Below are 13,028 nucleotides of genomic sequence, written 5' to 3'. Positions count from 1 at the left end.
TCCGTCTTATACATGGGCGATAGTGTCAGTTTAGGAAGCAGCTAGTTGCGTGGCTTGACCTGGATCAAGCCACACGGGAAAAGGTGCAGGTGAAAGGACTACACAAGTGCGGCTATGCTGATAGCAACCAGTGCTCCGGCGGCAAGGGCGAACATGTCGCGCTCCTTTTCCCAGCCCGGCAGCAATATTAGTAGGGCCAGGGGGGGCAGAAAGATGGCGATTAGCCCCAACAGCAAGTGTTGCCGAAAACAGACACGCAACAGGCGCAGCCAGCAGAGGAAGGCGAAAACCAGCGCAAAGACGGTCAAGACGGCGGCGACCGGGGCCATGCCGGTGCCGGGGGTGGTCGGCTCCATGCAAACTCCTTATGCAAACGATGGTTAGAGTGTATATCAGCTTCCCGCGTTTACTCGCGTCGCTTGTGTCCCTGGCGGTATTACTGCTTTGTGGTTGTGAAACCGTGGAATACTACGCGCAGGCGGCGAGCGGTCAGTGGCGTCTTTTGTCCGCTCGCGAGCCGATTGAGGAGGTGGTAGCAGCACCGCAGACAGGGGAAAAACTGCGCGAACAGCTACGCCAGGTACAGAACATCCGCGCCTATGCCAAGGCGGAGCTGCGGCTGCCAGTGGGGCGGGCTTACGGTGCCTATGTGCAACTCGAGGAAGACTACCCCGTGTGGAATGTGTTGGCGGCACCGGAGTTTTCCCTGACACCGAAGCGCTGGTGCTATCCGGTAGTCGGCTGCGCCAGCTACCGCGGTTATTTCCATAAGGCCGCCGCCGAGGAGAAGGCGCGGGAATTGTTGGCCCAGGGTTATGATGTCTATCTGGGCCCGGTACCCGCCTACAGTACCCTCGGCTGGTTTGATGACCCAGTGCTATCCAGCTTTGTCCACTGGTCGCCCGAGCGCCTGGCCGGCCTTTTGTTTCACGAGCTGGCGCACCGGCGGGTCTATATCTCCGGCGACACCCAGTTTAACGAGAGCTTCGCCACAGCGGTGTCGGAGCTGGCGCTGCCGGAATGGCGCCGCCGCTATGGCATCGAGGGCATGGGCGCCGATACCCGCGCGCAGGCGCTGGCGGTCAACCGCCTGATGACCGCAGCGCGCAAGCAGTTGCAGACCATTTATAAAGCGAGAGTCACCGACGAGAGCAAGCGCGCGCAGAAAGCCCAGGTGCTCTCGCGATTGCGCCACTGCTACCGCGAGCTTTCCGCCGACTGGCCCAATCCAGAGCGCTACCGGCGCTATATCGACAAGACCAATAATGCCACTTTGGCGTTGGTGGCTGAATATCAGTCTCAGGTTCCGGCGTTCAAGCAGTTGTATCGCGAGAGTGATAGCTGGGAGGATTTCTACCGGGCCGCGGAGCGGCTGGGTGAATTGGGTAAGGAAAAGCGCAAGCGGCGCCTGAAACAGCTTGCGCAGCGCTATAAGGATTCCAGCACACCGGATGCCGACAGTATGGGGGCTGCGTTGTCGCCCAACGGAGAAAGCTGCATGCGAGGAGCGCGGCACGATTTGTCGTCAGGGTAACAGCGTTTTTCGCCAACGAATCTTTGCTTCGTTCCTTTGGGTGCTGTCGTTGGTTTTGGGGCGACCAGGCAAAGTCCTGGGCGTCTCAGCGGCTGAGAGGGTATCTTTCAGTCCAGCGAGGGAAGTCACCAATGGTTTTAAAGTCGCGAAATGAAAAACGTACAATTGGATCACGCTACTCACCAAAACAGTGGCAGGAAATATCCGCTCTGCCTTCTGGCATATAACATTAGAGTTCCAACGAATATAGGCAGCCTGTTCAGGATTGCCGACGCCCTGGGCGTTGAAAAATTATTTCTCTCAGGTGGTTCTATCTGTCCCCCTAACACCAAAATCAGAAAGACATCCCGCGCCGCGGAAAAATATGTGCCCTACTCCTACCATGAAAACACTCTGGATCTGGTAAAGCAGTTAAAAGGTGAAGGCTACAGGATTGTCTGCCTGGAAATTTCATCTGACAGCGTGGATCTTGCGAACTTTTCTCCCAGGCCTGATGAAAAAATCTGCCTGGTGCTCGGATCGGAAAAGGAAGGTGTCGGCCAGGAGCTGCTGGATATCTCCGATACCACGGTTCATATTCCGATGCTGGGCAATAATTCCTCTATGAATGTGGCTTCCGCATGCGCTATTGCGGCTTATCACATCACGCAGAAGCTCGAGCCCGGGTGTTGTCACTGACCGGACGACAGCATCCCCGAAGATTGGACGCGGCCGCCTTATACTTCCAGCAGAAAAGTCACTGGTCCATCGTTCTGCAGTGAGACCTGCATATCCGCGGCAAACACGCCGCACTCCACCGGCGAGAATTGACGCCGCGCCTGCTCGACGAAATAGTCATAGAGCGCTTCCGCCTGTTGCGGTTTGGCGCCGCGGCTGAAGCTGGGGCGCAGGCCGCGGGAGGTGTCCGCCACCAGGGTAAACTGGCTTACCACCAGCAAACCGCCGCCAGCCTGCTGTAGGTTCAGATTCATGCGCCCCTGGTCGTCCCCGAATACGCGGTAGTGCAACACTTTGTGCAATAGTTTGTCGGCACTCTCCCGGTTGTCGTGCGCCTCTACCCCGAGCAGCAACAGCAGACCTTTGTCGATAGCTCCGACCGATTCTCCATTCACTTCCACCCGCGCATGGCGCACACGCTGTATCAAACCTTTCATGATTAACTCAACTGCTCTGGAACCGCATAAGGAAATGCCCTAGATTAGCCCAATGCCTCAGCCCAATAAACCGTGGATAGGCGCGGACAACGATAACCCCAATAAAATTATCAGGCGGCCAAATACAGTGAAACATGCTTTTGTCACCGGTGGCACTGGCTTTTTGGGTGCCAATCTGATCGAACAATTGCGCGCGGACGGGTGGCGTGTCACCGCGATGCACCGCCCCGACTCCGATACCCGGCTGCCGCGGCAATTGGGCGCGGAACTTGTGCAGGCCACCCTGACCGATGAGGAGTCGCTGCGCGTGGCTGTGCCGGAAAACGTCGATGCGCTCTTTCATCTGGCCGCCAACACCAATATGTGGCGTGGCGGCAATGCCCGGCAGTGGCGCGACAACGTCGAGGGAACGGCCAATATCGCGCGCGTGGCGCGGGAGAAAAACGTCGGGCGCATGATTCTCACCAGTTCTATTTCCGCCTACGGCTACCACAGTGAAACTATTACTGAGGAGAGCCCACAGCTGGCAGACGACCCGCGCCACCACTATCTCTACAGCAAAAAGCACGCGGAACTGGCGTTAAGAGGGGAAATAGAGCGCGGCCTGGATGCTGTGATTCTGAATCCCTGTGGTATCGTCGGTAAATACGATCGCGGCAACTGGGCGCAGACTTTTTTTATGATTCAACGAGGGCAGTTGCCGGGTGTGCCGCCGGGCAGCGGTTCCTTTTGTCACGCCGGCTCCGTGGCGCGCGCGCATATTGATGTATATCTTCGGGGGCGCTGCGGCGAAAACTATATTCTCGCCGGTGTGGATGCGAGCTTCCTGGAATTTTTTGGGAAAATTGCCGAGCTGCTCGGTAAACCGGTGCCCAAGCGTACCACGCCCGCATTTGTGATCCGCGCGCTGGCGCGCTTGTACGATGTAGTATCGCGCTTCAGTGGGCGCGAGCCTGTGATCACGCCGGAAAAAGCCGCCCTGATTACCCGGCGCGTCACCGCCAGCGGCGCCAAGGCCGAACGGGAACTGGGCTACAGGCCTGACGTAGATTTGGAAACCATGCTGCGCGAATGCCGTGACTGGCTGATGGCGCAGGGCTTATTGGAGAAACCGTGAACCGCAGCAATATCGTTTTCGTTTTAGTCATGCTGCTGCTGATATTGCAGCTGATTCAGTATTACTTCTTTTCTGGCAGTTAAGCTGCCTCAATAACAGAACGGCAATACCTGTGGAAGATACACGCTGCAGCTGGTGTTTGAGTACACCGCTCTATCAGAAATACCACGACGAGGAATGGGGCCAGCCGGTCACTGATGACGCCACCATGTTCGAGTTTCTCCTGCTGGAGGGTGCCCAGGCGGGGCTGGCGTGGATCACTGTGCTGAACAAGCGGGAAAATTACCGCCGGGCTTTTGACAATTTCGATGCGGAAAAAATTGCCCGTTACACGCCGCACAAAATTGAACGACTGTTGCAAGACCCCGGTATTATCCGCAATCGACTGAAGGTGGAGTCGGCGGTAAAAAATGCCCGCGCTTATCTCGCTTTGCGTGACAGTGGTACCAGTCTGTGTGACTTTCTTTGGCAGTTTACCGGTGGACGGGTGCGCGTAAATCGCCACCGCCGCCCGGAACAGGTGCCGGCCACCACGCCGGAAGCGGATGCTATGAGTAAAGCACTGAAGAAGGCGGGCTTCAGTTTTGTGGGCAGCACTATCATCTATGCCCATATGCAGGCCACAGGTATGGTCAATGACCATCTGGTGACCTGCCCTGCCTACCAGCGGTGTATCGACACGGCAGTGGCGAAAAACCTGCTTTAAAAAATCTTATTAGGGAACCTCTGATTAATTCACTTCCTGACGATAAAAACTCTTTGGAGCCAGATGAGAAGCTCAGGTGATAGGCTGGCCATTGCCTGAGCGCCCAGCAACCTACTGTAGTGTTCACGCGAATTAATCAGTGGTTCCTCTGAAAATCTTGGGAGCGAATTACCCAAGGTTTTTCATCGTTTGCTTTCTGAAGCCGCCAACTGTTTCATCGAGTATCCGAAAGGTCATCAATTTGGCTCTTATTCTGCGGCGCAATAAGGGCCTAATCGACACCTCGCCAATTTCGTGTCAAAGTAGTCAGCGTTTTTCTGTACGAAATATGATCGAGACACGAAGATGCCCAAGAAACTAATAAACCCCCTGCACCGTGTACCCCTGATTCCCAGTCTGCTGGCCGTCGCTATTGTCGCCGGTTGTCAGCGCGAAGAGGCCCACGAGGCCGCACCCCAGGCCTCCAACACTGTGGCAAGCGCCGCTGAGGCCAAGGACACCGCGGCTGAGCCCGCCGCGGAAACCCAGCGCTTGACTGAGTGGTTCGACCAGCGCTACGAGGAAGAGTTACAGTTCAGTCCGATTATGCTCAGCTACTTGGGTCGTAAGGATCTCTACGACCAGATCGACGATATGAGCGAAGCCGCCGACGCGCGCAAGCTGGCTTGGAAAGCGAAGACCGTCGAAGAACTGAAAAAAAACTTCGACTACGACAAGCTGACCCCGGCGGGCAAGGAATCCTACGATCTGTGGATCTTCCAATACGAACAGGAGAAAGCGGCCGAGCCCTTCAAGCGCCATTCCTATTTCGCTGGTGAGCTGGGCGGTCCCGAGGCCCAGCTGCCCAATTTCCTGATCAATATCCACAAGGTGAATTCCACCGAGGACATGGACGCTTATATCGCCCGGATTGATGGTATCGGCCGCGCCATGGGACAGATTCTCGAGCGCGCCCAGCTCGCGGCCAAAGACGGCATTCGCCCGCCGCGTTTCGCCTATGATCTGGCCATAGAACGCGCGCAAAAAGTTACCTCCGGGGCGCCTTTCGACGGTGAGGGCGACGCCCCGCTCTATGCCGATGCCAAGAGCAAGATCGAAGCGCTGAAAAAAGACGGAAAAATAGACGACAAAGCCGCAGCGGCGTATGAGGCACAGGTACGGGAAAAGCTGACTGACAAGTTCAAGCCTGTGTTTGATGCCTATATCGCCTGGCTGCAAAAAGACCGTGAAAACACCAGTGCGGAGGCCAAGGGTGTCTCCAGCCTGCCGAATGGCGAGGCCTATTACAACAACCGCTTGGCCAATTACACCACCCTGGATCTGACCGCCGACGAGGTGCACCAGATAGGTCTGGATGAAGTGGCTCGCATCCGCAAGGAAATGGAAGGCATCAAAGAGCAGGTGGGCTTTGAGGGCAGCCTGCAGGAATTCTTCACCTTTATCCGCAACGACAAACAGTTCTACTACCCCAATACCGACGAAGGTCGCGAGGCTTATCTGGCGGAGACCCGGGGCTTCCTCGACGATGTAGAAAAACAGCTGCCGAAATACTTCGGTCTGCTGCCCAAGGCGAAGCTGGTAGTCAAGCGGGTTGAACCCTTCCGCGAAGTGCCGGGGGGCGCCCAGCACTACCAACCCGGTACCCCCGATGGCTCGCGTCCCGGCACTTACTATGTGCATATGTCTGACATGAGCGCCCTCTCCACCACCGATATGGAGACAGTGACCTATCACGAGGGTAATCCCGGCCACCACATGCAGATTTCTATTGCTCAGGAGCTGGAGGGTATCCCGCAATTCCGCACCCAGGCACACTTTACGCCCTATATCGAGGGCTGGGGCCTTTACTCGGAAAGACTTGCCAAGGAAATGGGGCAATTCAAAGATCCCTACAAGGACTTCGGCCGCCTGACCGCGGAAATGTGGCGGGCCATCCGCTTGGTGGTGGATACCGGTATGCACGCCAAGGGCTGGAGCCAGGAGCAGGCGGTAGAGTATTTCCTGGAAAACTCCGCTATCCCAGAGGGTGCGGTGCGCTCTGAGGTGCGCCGCTATCTGACCCTGCCGGGCCAGGCGACCTCCTACAAAATCGGCATGCTGAAAATTCTTGAACTGCGCGAGCAGGCGAAGCAACAGCTGGGCGATAAGTTTGATATCCGCGGCTTCCACGACACAGTGCTCGGCGGCGGTGCCCTGCCGTTGCCGATGTTGGAAAAACGGGTTAATGCCTGGATTGAACAGGTCAAAGCCGGTTAATTCATCGCGGTGGATTCGATCGAACAGGCCGGGCATTGCCCGGCCTGTTTGCTATGGGCGATAGTTCTTTGTGCCAGCCAATTGAATTGGCGAATCAAGAAATAACAAGGAGAGAGCAATGAAAATAACAGTGAGGTATCTCCGCCGTTGGTTGACTGCTGCTGTGCTCGTCGGCGCCGCGGTTCTGACAAATGCGGCGGAAATGGTGGAGGAGAAAGTCGACAGTGAACTCCACAGTTTCCGTATCGTTCAGCTGGCCTCTGGATTGCATCACCCCTGGGCAGTGGCGCCCCTGCCGGACGGTCGCTTTCTGGTGAGCGAGCGTCGCGGCCGATTGGCTTTGATTGAAAACGATAAAGTCGTGTACATCGAGGGTGTGCCAAAGGTATCCGCGCTGGGTCAGGGCGGCCTGCTGGACTTGGTATTGCACCCGCGCTATGGCGATGGTGAACACGACTGGATTTATATGACCTATTCCAAGCCCGGAGAGACAGGCTCCGCCACGGCACTGGCGCGGGCGAAACTCAAAGGTGTCGCACTGACGGATTTCCAGGAACTCTTCGTGCAGGACCGCTACTCCCAGCCGGGGCGCCACTACGGCTCGCGGCTGGCCTGGCGCGCGGACGGCACTCTGTTGATGACCATCGGTGACCGGGGTGTAACCCCGGAGCGGGCACAGGATAAAAAAGACCATGCCGGCAGCGTACTGCGGCTGACGGAGACTGGTACGGCGCCGGCGGACAACCCCTTTGCCGGCGAAGACACCGGTCTGGACGAAATCTACAGCTACGGCAACCGCAATATTCAAGGGCTGGTAGTGGCCGCCGACGGCCGTATCTGGGCCAGCGAACACGCGGCGTTGACAGGAGATGAATTGAACCTGATCGAAGCGGGACAAAACTACGGTTGGCCGATAGTGACGCGCAGCAAGGACTACGGAACCAAGGAGCCGATTGGCGCTCCGTCCATGCCCGGTGTGCGCGATGCGCAATATATTTACCAAGGCCGTTTCGCGCCCTCGGGATTGGCACAGGTAAAGAGCAATTTCTTTCCGGAATGGGAAGGCAATCTGCTCGCCGGTGGCCTCGGCAGTCAGAAGTTATTGCGCATACAACTGAACGGCGACAAGGTCGTAGAAACAGAGATTTTACTTGAAGGGCAGCTGGGCCGTATCCGCGATGTACGCCAGGGCCCAGATGGGTATATCTATCTGCTCAACGACACCAGTGACGGCGGTCTCTACCGCTTGGAACCGGCCGGCTGAGAAGGAGAAAGATCGTGAAGAGTATCCAATTATTTACAGTAGTTCCCGCTTTATTGCTGTTTTTGTTCACGGGCGTGGCGGGTGCCGCAGAAGCAGTTCCCACTGAAATTGTTGTGCGCGCTAAAGCCAAGGATGCCAAGTTTATTGGCACATCCATTGGCGGCGCCCTGGTGCGTATCCGCGATACCGACACTGGCGAGATACTGGCGCAGGGCCTCACTCAGGGCGGCACCGGCAATACCGAGCGCATTATGAAAACTCCCCGCAACCGCTATGACAGGATCGGTGAGGGCGCGGCAAAGTTCGAAGCCAAGCTCGATATCAGCGAGCCGGTGTTTGTGACTGTGGAAGTGTTGGCTCCCCACATTAAAAAACAAGCGCGGGTGCTGGCGCAGACCCAGACTTGGCTGGTACCGGGAAAACCCATCGGCGGTGACGGCTTGATAGTGGAAATACCCGGCATGGTGGTGGATGTACTGAGCCCGAAGACGCTTTCCGTCACCAGCAAAGACCAGGGGCCGTTCGAGATTAGCGCCAATGTGGTAATGATGTGCGGTTGTCCGCTGACCGATGGCGGCCTTTGGGATGGCAGTAAAATTGAGGTGGCCGCGATCGTCAAAAAAGACGGGCAACCCCATCAAACACTGCCCTTGCAGTTGACGGACACCAACACTTTCAGCGCGCCCCTGCGGACTGCGGAGTCGGGGGTTTATGAAATCCTTGTTTACGCCTATGACCCGAAGACCGGCAACACCGGCGTGGACAGGACCAGCTTTGTTGTCAGGTAGATAGCATCGCCTGAGCACCGTTGAACCGACAATAGCCTTCGCGCGATTGAATCAGAGGGCCCTAAAAGGATTGTGAGGAAAGCAGCGATGAAAGAATCGGGCAGGAAGGCTCTGCTCAGGGAGCACCGGCGGGAAAATATCGCGCGGCGTTTGCAGCGGAAACCCCGATCGCAGAAAGTGTCGGACTTTGTGCTCGGCGCTATCGACGGCTGTGTCACTACTTTTGCCGTGGTATCCGGCGCCTTTGGCGCCGGCTTTTCTCCGCTGGTGATACTGGTGATGGGATTCGCCAATCTGCTCGCTGACGGCTTCAGCATGGCGGTGAGCAACTTTGAAGCGGTGGACGCCCAGCGCAAGCATCTGGCAGCGGCCCGGCGCACCGAGGAGCGCCATATCGCCCTGGTGCCGGAGGGGGAGCGGGAAGAAATACGGCAGATCTTCGCCAATAAGGGCTTTAGCGGCGAGACGCTGGAAAGCATAGTCACGACTATTACCGCTGATCGCGAGCTGTGGATAGAGACAATGCTTACCGAGGAGTACGGCCTTGGTCAGGAGCGAGTCAGCCCGCTGGTTTCGGCGCTGGTCACCTTTACCGCTTTTGTTTTCATCGGCGTGGTTCCACTTACGCCCTTTTTGTTTTCCTCGTTGGAACAGCAGGTGCAGTTTAATATCAGCGCGCTGCTGGCCGGCCTGATGTTCTTTGTTATCGGAATGCTCAAAAGCCTGGTGTACGCGCGGCCGGTGCTGCGCTCCGGGTTCAGCACTCTGCTGTTGGGCGGTGCGGCCGCGGCGCTGGCATTTCTGATCGGTTATTGGTTGCGGGCGCTGTTTGGCATCGATAGCGTTTAATCGACGGTTGCCGCGACTTTTTTCTGTTTTATTGCCCCCGACTTCTCTACGCCGAGGACCGTATCGATATGGTATCTCGGCCGCTGCTTCACTTCCTCGAACAACTTGGCGATATACTCTCCGATCACGCCCAGGCACAACAGTTGCACACTGCCGATAAACAACAAGGGCAGCAAAATAGAGGCCCAGCCGGGCACGGCGTTGGCAGTAAACAGCCGCGTCGCCAGCACCCAGACGATAACGATAAATGAAAAGGCGCTCGCAGCGAGACCCAGCAGCGTGATCGCCCGCAGCGGTGCACTGGAAAAGGCGGTAATTCCGCTCCAGGCCAGGGAGAGCATTCGGCGCAGCGGATATTTGCTCTCGCCGGCGGCGCGCGAAAGGCGGCGGTATTCCACTTGCGAAGAGCGGAAACCCAACTGTCGCACCATGCCGCGCAGGAAGAGGTTGGCCTCCGGGTATTGCAGTAGCGCGTTCAGCGCGCGGCGCGACAACAGGCGGAAGTCGGCGTGGTTGAATACCAGATCCACACCCAGCTTGTGCATGACTTTGTAGTAGCCTTCCGCGGTGAAGCGCTTGAAAAAGGTGTCTGTGTGACGTTCGCTGCGTACGCCGTAGACCACATCGCTTCCCTGTAAATAGTGGTCCAGCATTGTCTCTATATTTTCCGCACCGTCCTGTAAGTCGGCGTCAATGCTGACCACTGCCTCCTCGATCGTCTGGCTGAGGCCCGCGTGCAGCGCATTCTGATGGCCGCGGTTGCGAGACAGTTTAACAGCGACTATGGAATCCTCCCGGTCGGCGATTTCCCGCATCAGCTCCCAGGTGTTGTCGCGACTGCCGTCGTCCACCAAATAAATTTTGGAGTCCGCAGTGGCCTTGCCGATACGTATCAGTCGCTGCAGTTGCCGGATAAGCTCCGCACAACTGTCGAGCAGTATTTCTTCTTCGTTATAGCAGGGGACCACTATTGCCAGGGAGGGCGCGTTCCGAAAGCGCGCTGCGGCGCTCGCATGTTCCTTCATGATTTCTCCCGATAAATCCAGTACTGATGCAGGGTAAAGTTGCTGATCAGGGTGATAAGAGTGGCGAGGCACTGGGCGATTAAGTAGTGGAAGGTCAGTAATAGGAGGGCAAAGCTCGCGGTATTTATCCCCAGGCCGATCAGCGCCACCAGCATAAATTTCGGCAGCGTGCGCCAGTGGCTGGCGCGGCTGGCGAAGGTGAAGCGGTAGTTGAGCCAGTAATTGCAGCCGGCGGAGATGGCAAAGGAGGCCGCTGAGGCAAGTACGGGATTAACCGACAGCCGTTCCACCAGCAGTGCCAATAGTAAAAACTGTACCAGCGTCGCGGTGCCGCCGACCGCGGTAAAGCGCACCAGGCGCTGGCGCAGCAGCCACTCAATCATTGCCCGGCCTCCTCTTCAGAAACCGGGCCATGGCCCAGGCCGCGTGATCGTGGTGGTTGCTGCCGAGCGGTTCCACCACCAGGGTCAGGGTTTCGGCGCCCTGTAGCGGCAACAGTATTTCCCCGGCCGCGCCATGGGCGAAGGCGCCGCTGGAAAATACCGGCTCACCGTCTAGCAGTAGCTTGAACTCCACTAGTCCCCGGCGGCCGCCGTCGTCGGTGAGGCCGTAATAGCTGTGGAAGTACTCGGCGCCGGTGGGAATGGTGTAGCGTGTTTTACTCAGTGCATGTACCCCGAGGCCTCGGGGAAAGTGCTGGCCGTCGATGGAGATAGGGCCACCTTGAACACTCTGGTCCCTGCCCAGGCTGCCCCACTGCTGGCGGTGGGACACAGCGCGCAGTGCGCTTAAGAAAGCTTTTCCATCGCGCTCGAAAGCCGCGGCCTGGGACCAGTGTTGCCAAATGTGGGCGCCGCCGGCGATCAGCACCAGGCCGGCCCCCGCCACTAGGGCAATGGTGGGCGTGTGAATTTTTTCCGCGGACGCGCGGCGCGGGCGCCGGACACCCAGCAACAGCACTACCTGCGCCAGCAGCAGGCCCTCGGCGGGTTTGCGGTAGCGCCCTTCGTTAACGGCAATCGGCAGCAGCCCCTGTACCAGAATCCAAGTGGCGATCAGCACCGGCAGCAGGCGCCGGCCGCGCAGGCGCCGCCAGGAAATGACGGTGGCGGCGATCAGCAGCAGCGTCAGCGGCGCCCACAGCCAGCGCATCTGAATATTGATGCGGTCCAGGGCGCGCGCGGTGTTATTGTCCGGCCAGGAGGCGCCGAAAAAGAGATAGATGAGGTTTTCCTTGGCAATCCACAGGTAATTGGAAAACGTCAGTGGATTTTCGGCCAGCGCCCGTTTCCAGTCTTCGCCACCCTGGGTTAGATCGATGGTCACTTCTACGGCGCCGCGGCGCGCCGTCTGCCAGTCGGAAAGGGGCTCCAGGGGTTTTTCTCCGGTAGAGGGGGAGGAAAACCAATAGCTCCAGCGCTGCCCTTCGCGAAGATAGTGGATGTTGATCTGCTTTTTGCCGGAACGCGTGTATATCGATACCAGTTTGCCGTTGCCGTGCGGGGCAAAGATTTGCACCTGTTGGTAGGCGCGATAGGTGAGGGGGCCGAGAAGCAGCGCCAACAGCAGCAGCGACCAGGCCGCCTTGCGCACCTTGTCCCCCTGTGCCAGCCACAGCCAGCTGCAGGTCACTGCCGCCAGGGGGATGGCGATGCCTCGGGTGAGCCCGGCCAGGGCCCACAGCAGAACCATCGGCAAAAAACTCCGCAGCGTCTGCTTGCGTCGGCAGCGCCAGCTGGCGTAGAGCGCCGCTCCCAACAGCGGCAACAGCAGCGTTTCCTGCATAAAGTAGCTGTAGATGACCGTCCAGGAGGGCAACAGTGACAGCGCGGCCCAGCCGGCGAGGGCCATGGTTTTACTCGGCTGCAGTTCACGCAGGAAGCGGTACCAGATCCAGGGCGTCATCAACGACAGCAGCGCGGTGTAGAAGGCCACCAGCAGAGGGTCTTTCAAGGTGAGCTTGCCGAGCAGGCCGATATAGAGCTGATAGAGCAGCGGGTCGGTGAGTGCCATGGGATCGCTGCGCAGGGCGTCCACGCCCTGCTCCCAGTGGCGCTGTGGATCGCTCCAGATATGGTCGACGGGGTTGTAATGCAGGATGTAGTCAATCCGCAGCCAGGCACCGGCAAATACCAAGCCGTAAAGCAGGGCGTAGACACACTCACGTCGGCTCAGGCGCAGTTGCGGCAGGGAAATGGGAGACAGATAAAAACGGCGGCTTGCTGCTGACTGCGCCGGTTGGCTATCCATGGCTGCGTTTCCGTTGGGGTTGATGGCGGAATGGCAGCCATTTTAACTATGAGGGATCGACCGATTGGTCGAAGAGCGCGCCAAT

13 protein-coding genes are annotated in these 13,028 nt (G+C 57.9%); 8 read left to right on the top strand and 5 right to left on the bottom strand.

The features are described from left to right. Positions 1–98: 98 nt before the first annotated feature. Positions 99–356 (bottom strand): hypothetical protein, encoded by a 258-nt coding sequence (locus BM155_RS05670; protein WP_067156726.1) that lies wholly within the window; start codon positions 354–356, stop codon positions 99–101. An 11-nt stretch (positions 357–367) separates the two neighbouring features. On the opposite strand from BM155_RS05670, the gene BM155_RS05665 reads away from it, so the two are divergent. Together BM155_RS05665 and BM155_RS05660 are read left to right on the top strand one after the other, a co-directional pair. Continuing rightward, positions 368–1,534 carry an aminopeptidase gene (locus BM155_RS05665; protein ID WP_082817571.1) on the top strand — a complete coding sequence of 389 codons (1,167 nt, stop codon included), beginning with the start codon at positions 368–370 and terminating at the stop codon, positions 1,532–1,534. 150 nt (positions 1,535–1,684) lie between these two features. Continuing rightward, complete coding sequence (locus BM155_RS05660; RefSeq protein ID WP_074901650.1) at positions 1,685–2,212, top strand: TrmH family RNA methyltransferase; 528 nt, start codon at positions 1,685–1,687, stop codon at positions 2,210–2,212. A 38-nt stretch (positions 2,213–2,250) separates the two neighbouring features. Here the strand turns inward: BM155_RS05660 and dtd are convergent, their stop codons facing one another. Further along, positions 2,251–2,688, bottom strand: a complete 438-nt coding sequence (gene dtd, locus BM155_RS05655) for a D-aminoacyl-tRNA deacylase (protein WP_067156718.1) — start codon at positions 2,686–2,688, stop codon at positions 2,251–2,253. A gap of 127 nt (positions 2,689–2,815) precedes the next feature. Between dtd and BM155_RS05650 the strand changes: the two genes are divergently transcribed. The 6 genes from BM155_RS05650 (at position 2,816) to BM155_RS05625 (ending at position 9,668) form a co-directional block, all read left to right on the top strand. Next, on the top strand, positions 2,816–3,805 hold the full coding sequence (locus tag BM155_RS05650) for an SDR family oxidoreductase (RefSeq protein ID WP_074901999.1): 990 nt from the start codon (positions 2,816–2,818) through the stop codon (positions 3,803–3,805). Positions 3,806–3,917: 112 nt separating this feature from the next. After that, positions 3,918–4,511, top strand: a complete 594-nt coding sequence (locus tag BM155_RS05645) for a DNA-3-methyladenine glycosylase I (RefSeq protein ID WP_067156716.1) — start codon at positions 3,918–3,920, stop codon at positions 4,509–4,511. A 345-nt stretch (positions 4,512–4,856) separates the two neighbouring features. Next, entirely contained in the window at positions 4,857–6,767 is a 1,911-nt protein-coding gene (locus tag BM155_RS05640; RefSeq protein ID WP_074901647.1) for a DUF885 domain-containing protein, read from the top strand. Between the two features lie 118 nt (positions 6,768–6,885). Further along, positions 6,886–8,031 (top strand): PQQ-dependent sugar dehydrogenase, encoded by a 1,146-nt coding sequence (locus BM155_RS05635; protein WP_074901645.1) that lies wholly within the window; start codon positions 6,886–6,888, stop codon positions 8,029–8,031. 14 nt (positions 8,032–8,045) lie between these two features. Continuing rightward, positions 8,046–8,819: a hypothetical protein gene (locus BM155_RS05630; RefSeq protein ID WP_254773133.1), complete on the top strand. Its 774-nt coding sequence runs from the start codon at positions 8,046–8,048 to the stop codon at positions 8,817–8,819. Between the two features lie 87 nt (positions 8,820–8,906). Further along, positions 8,907–9,668 carry a VIT1/CCC1 transporter family protein gene (locus BM155_RS05625; RefSeq protein WP_067156705.1) on the top strand — a complete coding sequence of 254 codons (762 nt, stop codon included), beginning with the start codon at positions 8,907–8,909 and terminating at the stop codon, positions 9,666–9,668. On the opposite strand, the gene BM155_RS05620 is transcribed toward BM155_RS05625, so the two are convergent. Genes BM155_RS05620 through BM155_RS05610 form a run of 3 tightly spaced genes read right to left on the bottom strand, consistent with a single transcriptional unit; the run spans position 9,665 to position 12,943 of the window. Beyond that, a complete protein-coding gene (locus BM155_RS05620) occupies positions 9,665–10,693 on the bottom strand; it encodes a glycosyltransferase family 2 protein (protein ID WP_067156703.1) in 1,029 nt (342 codons plus the stop codon). The genes BM155_RS05625 and BM155_RS05620 overlap by 4 nt on opposite strands. Further along, positions 10,690–11,076 carry a GtrA family protein gene (locus tag BM155_RS05615; RefSeq protein ID WP_067156701.1) on the bottom strand — a complete coding sequence of 129 codons (387 nt, stop codon included), beginning with the start codon at positions 11,074–11,076 and terminating at the stop codon, positions 10,690–10,692. The genes BM155_RS05620 and BM155_RS05615 overlap by 4 nt, the downstream gene beginning before the upstream one ends. Then, positions 11,069–12,943, bottom strand: a complete 1,875-nt coding sequence (locus BM155_RS05610; RefSeq protein WP_074901642.1) for an NPCBM/NEW2 domain-containing protein — start codon at positions 12,941–12,943, stop codon at positions 11,069–11,071. The genes BM155_RS05615 and BM155_RS05610 overlap by 8 nt, the downstream gene beginning before the upstream one ends. Positions 12,944–13,028 lie beyond the last annotated feature (85 nt).

The organism is Microbulbifer thermotolerans (assembly GCF_900112305.1).
GTDB lineage: Bacteria > Pseudomonadota > Gammaproteobacteria > Pseudomonadales > Cellvibrionaceae > Microbulbifer > Microbulbifer thermotolerans.
The sequence above is the reverse complement of the archived record's forward strand: the minus strand, read 5'-3'. Positions and strand labels throughout refer to the sequence as shown.

Coding starts and splice junctions, on each gene's coding strand:
- BM155_RS05670 (WP_067156726.1), bottom strand. CDS start 356: ATGGAGCCGACCACCCCCGGCACCGGCATGGCCCCGGTCGCCGCCGTC.
- BM155_RS05665 (WP_082817571.1), top strand. CDS start 368: ATGCAAACGATGGTTAGAGTGTATATCAGCTTCCCGCGTTTACTCGCG.
- BM155_RS05660 (WP_074901650.1), top strand. CDS start 1,685: ATGAAAAACGTACAATTGGATCACGCTACTCACCAAAACAGTGGCAGG.
- dtd (WP_067156718.1), bottom strand. CDS start 2,688: ATGAAAGGTTTGATACAGCGTGTGCGCCATGCGCGGGTGGAAGTGAAT.
- BM155_RS05640 (WP_074901647.1), top strand. CDS start 4,857: ATGCCCAAGAAACTAATAAACCCCCTGCACCGTGTACCCCTGATTCCC.
- BM155_RS05635 (WP_074901645.1), top strand. CDS start 6,886: ATGAAAATAACAGTGAGGTATCTCCGCCGTTGGTTGACTGCTGCTGTG.
- BM155_RS05625 (WP_067156705.1), top strand. CDS start 8,907: ATGAAAGAATCGGGCAGGAAGGCTCTGCTCAGGGAGCACCGGCGGGAA.
- BM155_RS05620 (WP_067156703.1), bottom strand. CDS start 10,693: ATGAAGGAACATGCGAGCGCCGCAGCGCGCTTTCGGAACGCGCCCTCC.
- BM155_RS05615 (WP_067156701.1), bottom strand. CDS start 11,076: ATGATTGAGTGGCTGCTGCGCCAGCGCCTGGTGCGCTTTACCGCGGTC.
- BM155_RS05610 (WP_074901642.1), bottom strand. CDS start 12,943: ATGGATAGCCAACCGGCGCAGTCAGCAGCAAGCCGCCGTTTTTATCTG.